General features: G+C 71.2%; 13 protein-coding genes. 8 read left to right on the top strand and 5 right to left on the bottom strand.

From position 1 onward, the window contains the following. Positions 1-306 precede the first annotated feature (306 nt). The gene (locus ABZ801_RS19975) at positions 307-531 is read left to right on the top strand and encodes a hypothetical protein (RefSeq protein WP_360700408.1); all 225 of its coding nucleotides are present in this window, start codon (positions 307-309) and stop codon (positions 529-531) included. A gap of 340 nt (positions 532-871) precedes the next feature. Next, positions 872-1,282 carry a VOC family protein gene (locus ABZ801_RS19970; protein WP_344941049.1) on the top strand — a complete coding sequence of 137 codons (411 nt, stop codon included), beginning with the start codon at positions 872-874 and terminating at the stop codon, positions 1,280-1,282. Positions 1,283-1,901: 619 nt separating this feature from the next. Here the strand turns inward: ABZ801_RS19970 and ABZ801_RS19965 are convergent. Continuing rightward, positions 1,902-2,936 carry an amidohydrolase family protein gene (locus tag ABZ801_RS19965; RefSeq protein ID WP_360699588.1) on the bottom strand — a complete coding sequence of 345 codons (1,035 nt, stop codon included), beginning with the start codon at positions 2,934-2,936 and terminating at the stop codon, positions 1,902-1,904. Between the two features lie 90 nt (positions 2,937-3,026). Here ABZ801_RS19965 and ABZ801_RS19960 point away from each other — a divergent pair, with 90 nt between their 5' ends. Then, on the top strand, positions 3,027-3,761 hold the full coding sequence (locus ABZ801_RS19960) for a TetR/AcrR family transcriptional regulator (RefSeq protein ID WP_360699586.1): 735 nt from the start codon (positions 3,027-3,029) through the stop codon (positions 3,759-3,761). A gap of 728 nt (positions 3,762-4,489) precedes the next feature. On the opposite strand, the gene ABZ801_RS19955 is transcribed toward ABZ801_RS19960, so the two are convergent. Next, the gene (locus tag ABZ801_RS19955) at positions 4,490-6,103 is read right to left on the bottom strand and encodes a beta-1,3-glucanase family protein (protein WP_360699584.1); all 1,614 of its coding nucleotides are present in this window, start codon (positions 6,101-6,103) and stop codon (positions 4,490-4,492) included. Positions 6,104-6,204: 101 nt separating this feature from the next. Beyond that, complete coding sequence (locus ABZ801_RS19950) at positions 6,205-7,725, bottom strand: ricin-type beta-trefoil lectin domain protein (protein ID WP_360699582.1); 1,521 nt, start codon at positions 7,723-7,725, stop codon at positions 6,205-6,207. A 493-nt stretch (positions 7,726-8,218) separates the two neighbouring features. Here ABZ801_RS19950 and ABZ801_RS19945 point away from each other — a divergent pair, with 493 nt between their 5' ends. From ABZ801_RS19945 to ABZ801_RS19935, 3 genes are all read left to right on the top strand, one after another. After that, complete coding sequence (locus ABZ801_RS19945; protein WP_360699580.1) at positions 8,219-9,670, top strand: hypothetical protein; 1,452 nt, start codon at positions 8,219-8,221, stop codon at positions 9,668-9,670. A gap of 213 nt (positions 9,671-9,883) precedes the next feature. Then, complete coding sequence (locus ABZ801_RS19940) at positions 9,884-10,084, top strand: hypothetical protein (RefSeq protein ID WP_360699578.1); 201 nt, start codon at positions 9,884-9,886, stop codon at positions 10,082-10,084. Positions 10,085-10,244: 160 nt separating this feature from the next. Continuing rightward, the gene (locus ABZ801_RS19935) at positions 10,245-10,853 is read left to right on the top strand and encodes a pyridoxamine 5'-phosphate oxidase family protein (RefSeq protein ID WP_360699576.1); all 609 of its coding nucleotides are present in this window, start codon (positions 10,245-10,247) and stop codon (positions 10,851-10,853) included. Positions 10,854-10,933: 80 nt separating this feature from the next. Here ABZ801_RS19935 and ABZ801_RS19930 read toward each other — a convergent pair whose 3' ends face one another. Both ABZ801_RS19930 and ABZ801_RS19925 read right to left on the bottom strand, forming a co-directional pair. Then, a complete protein-coding gene (locus ABZ801_RS19930) occupies positions 10,934-11,656 on the bottom strand; it encodes a DUF1275 family protein (protein WP_360699574.1) in 723 nt (240 codons plus the stop codon). An 8-nt stretch (positions 11,657-11,664) separates the two neighbouring features. After that, positions 11,665-13,272 (bottom strand): hypothetical protein, encoded by a 1,608-nt coding sequence (locus tag ABZ801_RS19925; protein WP_360699572.1) that lies wholly within the window; start codon positions 13,270-13,272, stop codon positions 11,665-11,667. 316 nt (positions 13,273-13,588) lie between these two features. Between ABZ801_RS19925 and ABZ801_RS19920 the strand changes: the two genes are divergently transcribed. Further along, on the top strand, positions 13,589-15,229 hold the full coding sequence (locus ABZ801_RS19920; RefSeq protein ID WP_360699570.1) for a gamma-glutamyltransferase: 1,641 nt from the start codon (positions 13,589-13,591) through the stop codon (positions 15,227-15,229). After that, the gene (locus ABZ801_RS19915) at positions 15,222-15,722 is read left to right on the top strand and encodes a RidA family protein (protein WP_360699568.1); all 501 of its coding nucleotides are present in this window, start codon (positions 15,222-15,224) and stop codon (positions 15,720-15,722) included. Before ABZ801_RS19920 ends, ABZ801_RS19915 begins: the two co-directional genes overlap by 8 nt. Positions 15,723-15,724 lie beyond the last annotated feature (2 nt).

Raw genomic sequence — 15,724 nt, 5'->3', positions numbered from 1 at the left:
CGCATGTTGCTGACAGGCAGCTTTGATCCGGGTGCACGGCGCTGTGTGAGGACAACTTCGAGAGCGTCAGCGTCGAGGCCCGAAGGTCGGCTGAAAGGGAACAGGGAAGGTGGCCCCGGGCGGCTGGGGACACGGTAAGCGACGCCTTGGGAAACGGCCGCGCAGTTGTCTGTGCTGCATGTCGCTGACGGCCACGATTTGAGCCGCGTGCATGACGCTGTGTGAGAACAACCTCCAGAACGTCCGCGTTGAGCCCGAAGGGGCGGCTGGCGTCTCTTCAACGTCGGCGGGGTACGTACGTCGGCCGTGCACGCCCTCATCAAGTTCGGCGGTGTCGGGCTTCCTCGACGAGCCGATCAACGACCTAACCTGGCCGACGTCGAGCGGTCGCTCGGCCTGCTCGACCGGCTCGCCAGCTCCGGCAAGTCGGTCTTCGTCATCGAGCGCCACCAGGCGGACATGGCTCACGCCCACCGGTCCCGGCGCTGGCTGGATCGTCGTCGGGGGCAGCGCCGCCGACCTTGTCGCTGAGCGCTTCACCTTACCGGCGAACGCCTGCAACCTATGGCGGCGCCTGACCGAGCCCCGCGCGCACACGTGGAGAGCAGTTTTCGCAGCTGACCAGCGACCTGCCACGGACGCGGTGCTCACGCGACCTCGCGCCGCTGCGTCGTGTCCGGCGACCGGATCGGCCTGCGGCGCCGGAGGCTGAGGGGCTCGTTTGTAACGCGCAAATGTCGGCTAGGCGCCCAGCATGAGTTTGGCCCTTCGGTGAGTCGCCGTCCTGGGGGCTTCCACGGCTGGAACGGGCAAGCAGAGCGATCAGGATTCGAGAAGCGCCGGTCAGCGAGCGGCACCTAGCGTGACTGCCATGGACATCACCATTCACGCGAGCTTCCTCCCGCATGACGACCCGGATGCGTCCCTGGCCTTTTATCGCGATGTCCTCGGCTTCGAGGTCCGCAACGACGTCGGATACGACGGGATGCGCTGGATCACGGTCGGTCCCGCTGGTCAGCCTGACACGTCCATCGTCTTGGAGCCCCCGGCCGCCGACCTGGGCATCACCGACGACGAACGCCGCACCATCGCCGAGATGATGGCCAAGGGCACCTACGCCGGCATTCTCCTGGCCACCGCCGACCTCGACGGCATCTTCGAGCGGCTGCGGGCCGGCGGCGCCGAGATCGTCCACGAGCCGACCGAGCAGCCGTACGGCGTTCGTGACTGCGCCGTCCGTGATCCCGCGGGCAACCTGATCCGCATCAACGAACTCCGCTGAGCCGCCAGGCGAAGCGCAGACCCGACCGACAGTCGAGACGAGATCGGGCTCAGATGCAATTCACCAGGCGCCCCATGGTGCCGTAGGAGGCCCAGCCGGGAGTGATTGGGAGATTTAGTTGGACGAGTTCCGCAAGTAACCGGCCTGGGAGTTGGCGTCTGACGGGGGTGAACCCGGCAGGGGCGACACACACCAACGCCTTGGCTGGTCCAGGGGCAGGACGGCGCCGGCTCATAGGGGATCACCTCGGCCCGCCGAAGTCGTGGATGCGCGCCACCCTCATTGTCGTGCGCTTGTGCTCTTTGCTGTGCTGGGCCGAAGCTCGTTCCGCTGTCATGAGTAGTGCTGGTTCACAACACGCATCTGTCTCCGGGGTCGGCGTGGGCGCAGGCGCTGGCTGATCTCTGATTTCCTCAACCGTAGGGGCGGAACGCCAGACGGCCAGTGCTGTGCATCTCGGATTCATACGAGAACGTCTCGCCAGGAGAGCTGCCGCCAGGGTCACGCATCAGACCCATCGGGGCGGGCTCCCACTGCATGGCGGATAGGCAGCTCACGGCTTTCAGGATGAGGCTTCCGGCCATTGGGGATGGCGGGTCTGCTGCCGGGGTGTTGAGGGTCAGTGGTTGAGATTTGTGGCGTGGGATGTGAGGCGTTCCCAGTTGCGGTGGGCGATGTCGGCCTTCTGCTCGTCGGTGAAGGGGGCGTTCTCCAGGAAGGAGCGGGCGACGCCGTCGCTGGTGTCCACGAAGGGGAAGCCGCCGGGGCGGGAGCCGTAGGTGAAGGGGTAGTCGGTGGAGTAGAGCATCCGTTCGGTCCCTACGACTTCTGCTGTCCAGCGGAGGTAGCGGGGGCTGACGGTGCCGCTGCCGGCGACCCAGAAGTTCTGCTTGAAGTAGTCGGCGAGCGGGCGGGCCAGGCCACCGGCGTCGGCGAAGTATCCGGTGTGGTCGAGATAGAAGAGCACGACCTCTCCCCAGTGACCAGCGATCACCTGGAGTTCGGGGTATCGGTCGAAGACGCCGGAGAAGATCATTCTCAGGTACTGCACGCCCAGGTCGTAGTACCAGCCGATCGCAGGCCCTGCCAGCGCGGTCCCGATGGGACCGATGTTCGAGTAGTAAGCGTCGACCACCGCCTGCACGGGCATCTGCGGGTGGAAGTGGAGGGGAACCTGCAGCCGCTCGGCAGCGGCGTAAAGCTCGTCGTACACGGGGTCGTCGGCCAGTTTGGATCCGGTGCGTCCGTAGAGCATGGCGCCCGGGAAGCCCAGTTCGGTGACCGCCCGCTCCAGTTCTTCGGCCGCGGCCGACGGCGACTGCGTCGGGATCGCCGCGAACGCCTGGAAGCGGTCGGGGTTGCCGGCCACGATCTCCGCGAGCTGGTCGTTGGTGTCGCGGGCCACGGCGACCGCATCTGGGGCAGGCAGGTTCTGCACACCAGGTGACGAGATGGAGAGCACTGCCACGTCTACTCCCTGGTCGTCCATGTGCGCCAGCCTCGTGTCCGCCGTGTCGCGCAGTCGCTGGGCGACGGGGGTGTCGCCGAACCCGAGGTTCGGCAGTTCCGGCACTCCGGCCCGCGCCCAGGCCTCCATGACCGTGGGCAGGACGACGTGTTCCTCCAGCGCGATGATCCGCAGTCGGTGGGACATGCACCGCTCCTCAAGGTTTGTATCAATGGAAACGATCTGACTGTATCACTGATACAAACAGTGGAACCATGAATGCTGTATCGTCGCTACATGACACAACGTCCGCATGGTGGGAGCCGCGCCGCCGACGCCGCGACGCGGGGCCGCGAACAGACCCGGCAGCGGGTCATCGAGGCCGCCATCGGACTGCTGGCGCGCGGGGGGCGCGACGCGGTCACCACCCGCGCGGTCGCTGATGCGGCGGGCCTGCGGCCGCCGGCCATCTACCGACTGTTCGGTGACAAGGACGGGCTGCTCGACGCGCTGGCCGAACACGGTTTCGCCGCGTTTCTCGCCACCAAGGTCGTCGCCCCGGACCCAGCGGACCCCATCGAGGACCTGAGAGCCGGATGGGACGCCGCGGTCGAGTTCGGGCTGGCCAATCCCGCGCTGTACACACTCATGTACAGCGAACCCACGAGGACAAACTCGGCCGCCTTCAGGGCCGGAATGGAAATCCTGATGGGCCGTATCCGCCGCCTCGCCGCCCACGGCCTGCTTCGGGTCGACGAGGAACTCGCAGCCCAGATCGTCCATGCGACGGGGCGCGGCGCAGTGCTCACCTGGCTGTCCCTGTCCGAGGACCGGCGCGACCCGGCCCTGTTGACCACGCTGCGGGAATCCATGGTCGCCGCCGTCACCAACCAGCAGCCTGCCGTGCGGGACACGGGCCCGGCAGGCGCCGCCCGCGCCTTGCGCGCCGCGCTGCCCGAACAGACGACCCTCAGCAGCGCCGAGCAGCAGCTCCTGAGGGAGTGGCTGGACCGCCTTGCCGCCGCCAGTTGAGATGTCGGCGCCCCGCCCGCCCAACGGCCTTCCATATGGCCCATGTGGCGTCGGTCAGCTGGTGACGACGACCCACGTCCTGCATGATCCACACGCGCGACTAGCCTGCCGCCACTTCTACGCACTCACTTTCCAACTGCGGCCCTCCTCGGCTACGGCCGACCGGTGACCTTTGGGATGGATAGGCTCTGGGCCGGCGCCTTGGTCGTGGCGTAGCCGTGGTTCACGTCTCTTGATGGTCGCTGGCGGCGCATTGACGGGCAGCACGCCGACAGGCCGGCCAGGCTGTCGCGGGGACGGTCAATGGGCACATATCTGGCGATTTGAAGAGAGTGCCGGGGGAGTCGACTCCCGTCAGCAGGCTGGGCCTGTTGCCGTGACGGGTCCTCGCACAAGACGCGGATGGCGATGAGGACGGTGCCGGCTTCTGCGTGGGCGGTCTGCGACGGCGAGGGCGAGCCCCGTCAAGAGGTCCACGTTTCTTTTGAGGGCGGCGGTCTCTGTTGACGGCGAATCGCCGTCTCAGAGGGCGAGGCCGAGTGGGGGCGGTTACTCCGATGCGCTTCACCGGCGCGGACGGCTTGCTGTGGGGAGGTGGCTTTCGTGTGACGACAAGATGATCCGGCACCCGGCTCGCCAGGTCGGCTATCCGGGGGGATATGGACGGTCAGGGCTGGGGCGGTACGTGCTGTGGTACCGCCCCAGCCGTCACGCGGGACTCCTACCGGTCAGCCGCGGCGCCACTTCTGGTTGGCGCCGCCGTTGCATTCCCACAACTGCAGGGCAGCGCCGTCGTTGCCGTTCCAATCCTTGATGTCGACGCACTTGTTCGCCTGCGGATTCACGAGATCACCGGCCCCGCTCAGCACGAACTGCTGCGCCGGGTTTCCGCTGCAGTTCGCGATCTGGATCACTGCGCCGTTGTCCCGCGAGCCCCAGGCCACGTCCATGCACTTGTCGTTCTGCGTGCGCAGCGTGCCGCCGGTGAAGGTCCACCGCTGCGCGGCGGTGCCGTTGCACGTGTACGTCTGCAGCGGCACGCCGTCGCTGAAGTTGGCGCCGGGCACGTCGATGCACTTGTTGTTCCAGTTGCTCACCAGCGCACTGGTGTCACCGCCGGGGGAGCCGCCCGCACCGAACGGGGTCAGCGTGATGGAGGCCGAGCGCGGGTCACCGTCGTGCACGAGCGACTCGAAGTTGCCGACGTCGTCGAAGGGGAACCCGTACGCCTTGCCGTCCACCATGTTGGCGTGGATGATCCGCGAGTAGTGGTTGGTCAGCGAGCCGCGGTAGAACTCGGCCGGGTCGTAGCTGGGCTGGGTGTCGATGGTGCCGAGGGTGGAGCGGTGCAGCGCCGCGCAGACCGTGCGGGCGATCGGGCCCTGGACCTGGTCGTTGGGTGCGAAGAGGGCGCCGCTGCAGCCCCACACGTCCGCGGTGCTCGGCTTGTTGATCGAGTGGACCTGCCTGCCGGAGGCGTCGGTGAAGTTCATGACGTTCCCGGACGTACGGCCGAAGTACTTCACGTTCGGCTGGTCTCGGAACGGCACGACGGTCAGGGTCTTGCCGGTGTAGGCGTTCCACGCGCTGTCGATGTAGGGGGCGAGGTAGTTCCTGTCGAACAGCCCTGCGTCGGCGGCCTTGCCGGGGGCCAGCACCCGGAGCACCGTGCCGTCGTTGCGCGTGTGGACCGTGTTCGCCCAGCCGGGCTGCGCCTTGATGGCGTTGATCACCTTGTCCCGGCCGTTGTCTACCAGGTCGCCGGTCCGCTTGGTCACCCCGTTGGCGCCGGTCACGCTGACGGCGTGCGGGATCGCGAACATGTCGACCTGTGTGCTGTTGAGCCACAGGCCCGCGTCGTTGTAGGTGAACTCGCTCCAGTCGAAGAGGATGTCGCGGTTGGGGTCCCCGGCCGCCCACGGCGCGGGCTGCACCAGGCCGTCCGGGGTGAGGAAGAACTTGAGCTTCTCCCCGATGGAGAAGTACACCCGGGCCGACAGGAAGCGCGGGAAGTAGATGGTCGTGCGGCCGCCGTTGGCCGGGCCGGGGATGGACACGTCGGGCGCCGGCGACGGCGGCAGCGAGCCGGCCGGCCAGGGAGAGAACGCCCCGCTCTGGTTCACGTAGCCCAGCCGGCCGCCGGGCCGGGTGTCCTTGCCGAGGACGTAGAGGTAGACCGGTTCACTGCGCCCGGTGTTGTTGGTGACCGTGACGGGCAGCAGGTCCGGTCCGGTCGCGTGCGCCTGCGTCGTCCCCGTCGCGACGGTGACCGACACCGTGACCGTGGCCGCGGCCAGCCAGGTGAGCAGTCTCCGGCCGGCGGACCTCAACGTCCCTGTCACGAGGGATCTCTTCACTTTCTGTGACATGGCGGGCCTCCATGAGAATCGTGGGGGCGATGTGTGCGGCACCGCCCCCGGCCGTCATGACGGACTCGTACGGGTCAGCCGCGGCGCCACTTCTGGTTGGCGCCGCCGGAGCACTCCCAGAGCTGGAGCGGGGTGCCGGCACCGCCCCAGTCGGTGACGTCCACGCACTTGTTGGCCTGCGGGTTGACCAGATCACCGGCGCCGCTGAGGACGAACTGCTGTGCGGGGTTCCCGCTGCACCGGGCGAGCTGGATGGCGGCGCCGTTGGCGGTGGAGCCCCAGGCGACGTCCATGCACAGGCCGAAGGCGCGGATGGTGCCGTCGCCGGGGAACGTCCAGTTCTGGGCGGCGGTGTTGTTGCAGTCCCACAGCTGCAGGCGCTGCCCGTCGACGCCGTTGGAGTTCGGCACGTCGATGCACTTGTCCTGCCAGCCGATGATCCGGCTGGTGCTTCCGCCGCCTGTGGTGGTGAGGGTCAGGCCGTACGCGCCGAGGATCTCGTTGACCGGCTGGAAGAACGTGGTGCCGCCGGTGGTGCAGTTGCCCGACGCGCCGGAGGTGACTCCCTGCGCCTGGTCGCCGGACACATAGGGGCCGCCGGAGTCGCCGCCCTCGGCGCACGCGGTGGTCTGGGTGAGCCCGTCGACCAGTGAACCGGAGTAGTTGACGGTCACGTTCTTGGCCTGGACGACCCCGCAGCGCCAGCCGGTGGTGCGCCCGGACCGGCAGATGGACGCGCCGACCGGGGCCTCCTGGGAGCCCGCGACCGCGACGTTGCCGCCGCCGTAGTCGTTCACCCAGGGACGCGGCGTCCAGTCGCCGTTCGTCCGCACCCAGGCGTAGTCGTTGCCCGGGAACGACGAACCGGCGAAGGTGCCCTGGCCGACGTTGTTGTAGCCGAGGGTGGGATTCCCGGTGCGCCCGCAGTGGCCTGCGGTGACGAAGCCGCCGTTGTTCACCGAGAACCCGACCGAGCACAGGACGTTGCCGTTGATGACGTACTGGTCGCCGCCCCGGATGTCGTACACGGGGTGCGGGGCCGCCTGGCCGACGGAGATGCGCACCGCCGCGGTGTCGACGGCGCCGGCCTTCGCGAAGCGTTCCGCCGCGGCGCGATCGGCCGCCGACACCACGACGGTGTTGGCCGCCACGTCGACGTACCAGGCGTAGACGTCCTTGCCTGCCGCCTTGGCGGCCCGGTCGAGCCGCGCCTTCGTGGCGTCCAGTTGTCTCTCGGTGCGCCGGACCGGCACGGGTTCCGCGCCGGCCGCCTTGACGAGGCCGGCGTCCCTGGCGTTCAGGACGCCGACGGCCAACCGCTGCCGGGCGGCGTCGTACCAGGCGCCGCCGAACCGGCCGGCCAGCCGGGTGCGCATCCGGCGCTCGACCCGGGTCGCCGCGGCTTCGTGAGCCTGGCGCACGCGCACCTGCGCGGCGGTCAGGTGCAGGTCGCGCTGCAGCGCCTGCTGCATGGACACCCCGGGCGGGACGGGGGTCGGACGAGGATCATCGGGCGGGGCGGCCTGAGCGACCGCGGACGGGAAGACGAGTGCGGCGGCGAACACCGCCGCACCGGTCGGCACGGTGAGTCTCATAACGATCCCTGCGGGGCGGGGGCAGATCGTGAGAGCGCTCTCTGTAAAGAGACTTTACAGTTACTTGCCGGTCGGGATCTACCGTTTCGACCGAAGTGCCGCACGCCGATGCGGCGGCGGAGTCGCGGCGAGCGCGCTGGAGTCGGGTGCGTCGACACTCCAATCGGTTCTCGCGGCGCTCTTCCCGGCGCGGGGAAGGCCGCAGACAATCGGAATCTCCGAAGGTGCACTTCCATGCCCGGTGCCTCGGAGCGAACGACGGGCGAACATCGACCGTCCGCGGCCTCGCCATGGGTGCTCGGGGTCTTGTCGTCCGTAGCGTTGACCGAGCACTTTGAGGCGAACATGCAGCTCAGGTCTTGTGGTGCGGCACTCGATGCCTGCGTGCTGCGGCGACGATCCCTATACAAACGGTATGCAAAGTATAGTTATGTGATCATCGGCGCGTGCCCATCGTCCGGCGGCCGCCCCGCGGTCCCGTCACCCTCCGGGAGTGCTGTTGCGTCCCACCGTCTCGTTCCGTGCCGTCCTGACCCGCGCCGCCGTCATCGTCGCACTGCTGGCCGCGGTCGCCCTGCCCGCGTCGCCCGCGTCCGCGGCCGGCCCCTTCGAGCCGCTGCCGCCCCGCAATCCCTACGCCGGCCCCCTCGGCACCGCCACCATGCACGGCGACACCGGGTCCTCAGACGCCACTCCGCTCCCCGGGCCCGACGCCGGGCCGCTGACCTCGCGCCGTGTCGCCCTCGCCTCGGCCTGCCCGACGGTCCTGGCCGGTGCGGACGGGTACCCCGTGGCGCTGTGCACCGAGATCTTCGGCCAGGCGCCGACGGTCCACCTGCTCGACCCCGCATCCGGCGACTCCGTCGCCGAATTCGGCCTCACCAAGGGATCGCTGCTCGGCGGCGTCTACGCCTACCTCGACCACGCCGACCGCCTTGTGGTCGTCGACGGCACCCGGGACCTGCTGCGCATCGGCCACCGGAAGACCTCCTCGGACGGCTGGGAGCTCTACGTGGCGAGCCGCCTGCCCCTGGACGCCGTCGTCGCCGGGGACGACTCGGTCGTCGGGCTCTCTCCGGACTGGCAGGGCCGCGTGTGGTTCGCCACCAGCGGCGGCGTCGTGGGCACCGCCGACGACACCACGGGCGTCGTGAGGTCCGTCGCGCTTCCGGCCGGGGAGAAGATCGCCAACAGCATCTCCACCGCGCCCGAGGGCACCGCCGTCACCACCACCCATGCCACCTATCTGCTGCGCGCCGACGCCGCCGGGACGCCCTCGGTCGTGTGGCGGCAGCCCTACGACCGGGGGCCGGGCCGCAAGCCGGGCCAGCTCAGCTGGGGGTCGGGCTCCACCCCGACCTTCTTCGGCCCGAACGGCACCGGCTACCTCACCATCGTCGACAACGCCGCCCCGACGGTGAACCTGCTCGTGTACGCCAGTGCAACGGGGCGGCGGCTCTGCAAAGTGCCCGTTCTGAAGGCCGGCGGCAGCGGCAGCGAGAACTCGCCGGTCGCCGCCGGGAGCGCGGTCTTCGTCGCCGGCACCTACGGCTACCCCTATCCGGCGCTGCCCGACGACGCCGGCACCAGCGTCCCGGCGTCCGCCGACTTCACCGGCGGCCTGTCGCGCGTGAACGTCACCGCCTCGGGCTGCACCCTGGCCTGGGACACCGTCGTCCGCTCCGCCGCCGTCCCGCGCCTGTCGACCGCGGACGGCCTGCTCCGCACGGTCGTCCGCAAGCCGCTCATCCCCGGCACGACCTGGACCTCGATTCTCGACACGTACGTCTACACCGAGATCGACCCCGCCACCGGCGCGATCGTCCGCACCAAGCCCCTCGGCACCGGCTTCCTCTACGACACCCTCCAGATGGTCGGCACCACCACCCCCGGAGTCGTCTACCAGGGCACCACGACCGGAATCGTCCGCATCGCCAACGGCTGACAGGCGACGGGCGGCGAAGACCACCCGCCGCGGTTTGGAGGGGGCACGTCGTGCTGGGCGGACGTGGATGCCGGTCATCGAGTGGTTCGGCGGTTCCGTCAGGTGCGGGTCGGTCGGGGGCGCGGCCGCCGCGACGTGGCCAACGGATCCGCGGAGAGGCGCGTCACACAGGAGACCGTCAGGGTCCGCTACGACCCGGACGACCCTGTTTCCGTGCTCCAAGCCGACCGCAATGCGTTCGACAAGTACTGGCTGGCCGTCATGCTCGGTGTCATCTGCCTCGTCATGCTGTATGTCGCCAGTCGCCACGCCCGTCGCGGGAAACGACCGCTTCCGATCCCTGCGGAGTTCGCCGCCGCGGCGGAAGGGGACGCCACCGCCACCTGGCCGGACGTCCGCAAGGGCTCGCCATAGGGCCCACCGATGCGATCGGCGGGCGCCTTTCCCGGCTGGAGACTCGTCCGTCCGGGCGGCTCCAAGAAGCCGCGTCTTCGCAGTGCCGGATGCGGCACGGCGGGCTCGCTGGTGAGGCTTACCTTATATTCGGGGGGTGCAGCCTGCTGAGATTCGCAAGGTGACGACAGAGGCCGAGCTTCGGGAGATCGTCGAAGAGCCGCCGCAGAACATCTGGGACAAGGACATCGCCCGGATCGACGAGCACGCACGCACGATCATCGCGCACTCGCCCTTCGTGCTACTGGCGACCTCGAACTCGGAGGGCACCTGCGACGTCTCGCCGCGCGGGGACCCCGCCGGGTCGGTGCTGGTCCTCAACGACCACCAGCTCGTGCTCGCCGACCGCCCCGGCAACCACCGGGTCGACAGTTTCCGCAACGTGCTGGACAACCCGCACGTCGCGCTGCTGTTCATCGTGCCGGGGATGAACGAGACACTGCGGGTGAACGGGCGCGCCGCGCTGGTGTCGGACGCGCCGTTCTTCGACGACCTCACGGTCCAGGGGAGGCGGCCGCGGCTGGCGCTCCTCGTCGACGTCGAAGAGCTGTACATGCACTGCGCGAAGGCGTTCCTGCGCTCGTCACTGTGGAAACCGGAGACCTGGCCGGACCGCAAGAGCCTGCCCTCGCTCGGACGGATCGCCAAGGACCACCTGGGGATCAAGAAGATGTCCGTGGCGGCGATCGACGAGACCCTCGCCCTGGACGCCGAAAAGAACCTCTACTGACCTCGATCCGCAGGTTCGGTCGGCGACGGGGTCCGGTGCGCGGGCGGCGACGAGGCGCAGGGGCGCCGGGCTCGCGTGGTTCAGGACGGTAGGCGCTGCAGGCGGAATCCGGCCGCCATGGCGACTGCGGTGATCAGTGGGCTGATTCCCGCGGCGACCAGTGGGGCCGGTCCCATCAGAGCGCCGCCCGCCGCGGCACCGGCGGCCAGCGCCACGATGACCGCCGTGCGCAGTCCCGCCGCGGCCGTCGAGCCGACCGCCAGGGCGCCCATCACCGAGGTGAGCGTCCCGGTGACGAACGTCGTGGTGATGCCGTCGGCGGCCAGGCTGCGCGCCGCCGCGGTCTGGACGCCCATGGCGGCGGAGGACAGGGCGATGAGCGCGAGCAGCGCCCAGCCGTCCGGCCGCGCGTCCGCGGCCGCCCAGCCCGCCAGGAAGCCCGTCTGCAGGACCAGCCCGGCGGCCAGGGCGCGGGTCACTCCCGGAGGCCACAGCAGGGACGCGCCGGCACGGCCCGCCAGCAGGAAGCCGAGCAGCAGGCCGAGCGCGAACGCCAGGGTTGCCACGCCGCAGCGCGCGAGATCGACCCCCGCGCCCTCCCCGGCGGCCAGCCCGAACAGGACGATGTTGCCGGTCATGTTGGCCGTGAACACCTGGTGCATGCCCAGGAACCCGACGATGTCGGTGGTGCCCGCGCCGAAGGTCAGCGCGACGAGCAGGATCGCCCGGGTCGCGCGGCCCCGGCCGGGGGACGGGACCGGCCCGGCCTGTGCGGGCCGCTCCCGTCCGGTGGTGGCGGTCAACGGACTCCTCAGAAGATCGCGATACCGACCGCCGTCGAGACGACGAGGCCGGCCATGACGGGCAGGAACGAACGGCGGACCAGGTCCAGCACCGGGACGCGGGCGAACCCGGCCACCGCGAGCAGCGACGACCAGGCGATGAGCACGCCGCCGCCCGACCACACGCACCCCATCTGCCCGATCGCGGCCAGCAGGGCGGGGTCCGTGCCGGAGGCGGGGCCGAGCGTGCCGGCCAGCGAGCCGGTCAGCGGCAGCCCGGCGAAGCCCGACCCGTCCAGCCCGGTGACCAGGCCGACCAGCAGCAGCCCGAACCCGACGACCAGGCCGCCGTCGGGGATGGCGCTCTCGATCCGGGTCACCAGGTCGAACAGGAAGCCGGGCGCCTGACGCCCCTCCTCCAGCGCCATGATCTTCCCGGCGAAGTCGGCGTTGCCGATGAAGAAGAAGCCGGCGATCGGGATCACCACGCCCATCGCCTTCACCGAGAAGACCAGCCCGTCGACGATGTGCTCGGCGCAGGACTCCAGGCAGCCGCGGCCGTCCAGCGACAGCGCGGCCGTGATCAGCAGCAGCACGGTCACGCCGCCGACCAGGGCCGCGGCGTCGCCGCCCACGACCTCGGGGACCAGACCCGTGAACTTGCCGAGCATCATGTAGCCCACGAGCCCGGCCAGGGCCAGCGGCACGATCAGCGCGAACGCCTTGGAACGCCGCTCGTTGCCGTCCCCGGGAGCCGGGGCCGCGTCGGCGCCGTCGCCGGCCGGGGCGCCCGGCGTTCCACGGTCCGGCGGGTCCTGGTCGATGACGGCTGTCGCCGCGGCGGGGGCGGCGGCTTCGACGGCCGGGTCGGTTCCGCCGGCCGCGTCCGTGCCGGGGACGGCCGTGGCCGTACCGGGGGCGATGGCCGCGGTGTCGATCCGTCCGGCGTCGTCCGCTCCGGCGGCCGCGGTGAGACGCCGCAGGGACGGGAACCGCCGCCTGCCCCGGACCTCCGGATCGGTGACGCCGGCCTCCCAGCGGACCAGGTGCCGGACGTCCGGCTCGCGCATCTCGCGCCGCGTCATCAGGTAGCCGAGCGCCAGCGCGACTCCGCCGGTGATCAGGGACAGGACCATGGCGCGGTCGGCGACCTCGGTGGTGCCCACCCCGGCCGCCTTGGCCGACAGGCCGGGCGCGACCTGCATGACGTAGTCGCTGGACAGCGCCATCCCCTGACCGGCGACGGCCATCGCCAGGGCGGCGCCGGCCGGCGGCAGCCCCGCCGAGATCGCCGCCGGCAGCAGCACCGCGCCGATCAGCGGCACCGCCGGCGTGGGCCAGAAGAACAGGCTGATCAGGTACGTCATCCCGGCGACCACCCAGAAGGCCGAGTGCCCGCCGCGCATCACGTGCCGGAACGGCTCCACCATGCGGCGGTCGGCGCCCAGCCCGCGCAGCGCGCCGAGCAGCGCGGTCACCAGGGCGATGATCAGGAAGATGTTGAACAGCTCGGTGGCCGCCGTGAGGCTGGCGTTGAACACCGCCTGCAGGGCGCGGACGGGGTCGCCGTCGTAGGCGAGGGCGGTGCAGAAGGTCGCCGCGATCGCGGGGACGACGACGTTCCTGCGAGCGATCATGACCCCGATGATGAGGACGATCCCGGACAGAAAGACCCAGTGGGCGGCGCCTGGCTGCACGCCACCACCTCCTTGTCGAACCTGGGGGGCAGGGGCGGGAGGTTCGTGAGCGGTTGCAGAGAATCTGGTCGATTGCCGGCCGGTGAACAATGAGGAACGTGCACAGCCGCGACCCGGTCGTTTTGTGCACCGTGTCGGAGCGCCCGCACAGGGAACGGATCCGCGCCGTCCGATGTGCGGACTGCCCAAGGAATCCCGCCGATCTTCGGCATTCGGTCCATGTCGGCGCGGCGGGCCGTCGCCCGACACTGGGCGCATGGCAGCAGAACCAGCAGCATCCGCGGCGGCGGAGTTCGGGTGCCAGGGGCGCGGCCCCACGGTCGGCACGCGGGGAATGGTCGCCTCCAGCCATCCGGCGGTCAGCCGGGCCGGGGCGGCGGTCCTCGATGCGGGCGGCAACGCCGTCGACGCGGCGCTGGCCATGGCCGCGATGTCCTGGCTCGCCCTGCCGGGGCAGTGCGGGGTCGGCGGCGACGCGTTCGCGCTGCTGCGCCGTCCCGACGGAACGGTCACCGCGTTCGGCGGCAGCGGCTTCGGGCCCGACGGCGGCGCCCCCGGCTTCTACCGCGAGCGCGGCCTGGCGGCCGTTCCGCTGGAGGGCCCGCTGGCCGTGGCCGTCCCCGGGGCGGTCGCGGCACTGGCCGCGCTGCACGCCGACGCGGCCACCTGGGACCTGCCGCGCCTGTGGGCGCCTGCCGCCGACGCCGCCGAACGGGGCGTGCCGTGCACCTACAAGACGCGCGACGACATCGTCGAACGCCGCGAGGCGCTGGCCCGCGACCCGGGAACCGCCAGGGTCTTCCTGCCCGCGGGCGCGCCGCCGCCGGTCGGGACGCCGCTGAGGCAACCCGAGCTCGCCGCCACCCTGCGGCGCCTGGCGGCCGACCCCGCCTCCTTCTACACCGGTGAGCCGGCCGAACGGGCCGTCGCCGCGCTCGCGGCCGCGGGCGCCCCGTTCAGCGGGGACGAGTGGGCGGCGACGGGCGAGGCGCTGGTGGGCGATGCGCTGACCGGTTCGTACCGGGGCGTCACCGTCCACCAGACGCCGCCGCCCACGCCGGGCTGGATGGTGCTCCAGCAGATCGCGCTGAACGACGGGCGCCTCGCGGAACTGCCCTGGCTGTCGGCCGAGGCGGTGCACCGGTCGGCGAGCGCGGCACGGCTCGCCTTCGCCGACCGGTTCGCCGGCTGCGGATCCGACAACGACCACTGGCGCGGCCTGCTGGCGCCCGACGCGATCGCCGCCGCCCGCGCCCGCCTGCTCGCCGGCGACCTGCCCGCCCCCGCGACCCCGGCCGTGCCGGTCGACGGCGACACCACGTCCATGGCGGCGGTGGACGGCGACGGCATGGCGGTGAGCCTCATCCACTCGCTGGCCTTCACGTTCGGCGCCCGCGTCACGGTGCCGGGCACCGGCGTCGTCCTCAACAACCGGCTCGGCCGCGGCGCCTACCTCATCGACGGCCATCCCAACGAGGTCCGGCCGCGGCGGCGCCCGCTGCACACCCTGAACGCCTGGCTGGTCACCGGCGACGACGGGCGGCTGCTGCACGTCGGCAACACCCCGGGCGGGGACGGGCAGGTCCAGTGGAACGCCCAGCTCCTGTCCCACCTGCTGGATCACGGCCTCGACCCCGCCACCGCCGTGGCCGCGCCCCGCTTCACCGCGCACCCGGGCAGCGACGCCGACGTCATCGGCGAGCCGCCGGAACTGCGGTGCGAGTCCCGGCTCGGCGCGGCGCGCCTGCAGCGGCTGCGCGAGCTCGGCCACGACGTGCGGGTCCAGGGTCCGTGGGCGGCGGGCGGCAGCGCCCAGATCATCTCGGTCGCCGAGGGGACCGGGGCGCTGCTCGGCGCCTCCGACCCACGCCAGGACGGGGTGGCTCTCGGTGTCTGACAAGCGCGGTGCCGAAGATCGGGCCCTGCCGCGGCCCCCGCGTCCCCAGGGCGACTACGCGCCCGCCGTCGTCGCCCCGTTCGGCGCCGGACTCGTGCTGGTGGCCAGCGCGGGCATGACCCCGCGCCGCGACGGGGAGCTGAGCGTGACCGGGCTGGTCGGCCGCGAGGTGGACGCCGTCGCCGCACACGACGCCGCCGGGATCGCCGCGCGCAACGCCGTGTCCGCCGTGGCCGCGGCTGCGGGAGGCCCCGGGCGGGTCCGGACCTGGCTGCGGATGACGGTGTACGTGGCTTGCGCGGACGGCTTCACCGCGCTGTCGGCCGTCGCCGACGGCGCCTCGGCCGCGCTGGCGGAGCTGACCCCGGACGTCGCGCCGCCCGCCCGCAGTGCCATCGGCGTACGCGCGCTGCCCGGCGGGGCGCCGGTGGAGGTGGAACTGACCGCGCTGGCCCTCGCCCCGGCCGGCGACATCCCTGTGGAGGACCGCTGAGC

It is taken from the genome of Actinomadura sp. NPDC047616, assembly GCF_040642915.1.
In the GTDB taxonomy this organism is placed as follows: Bacteria; Actinomycetota; Actinomycetes; order Streptosporangiales; family Streptosporangiaceae; genus Spirillospora; species Spirillospora miaoliensis.
This window is presented reverse-complemented; position numbering and strand designations above follow the sequence as displayed.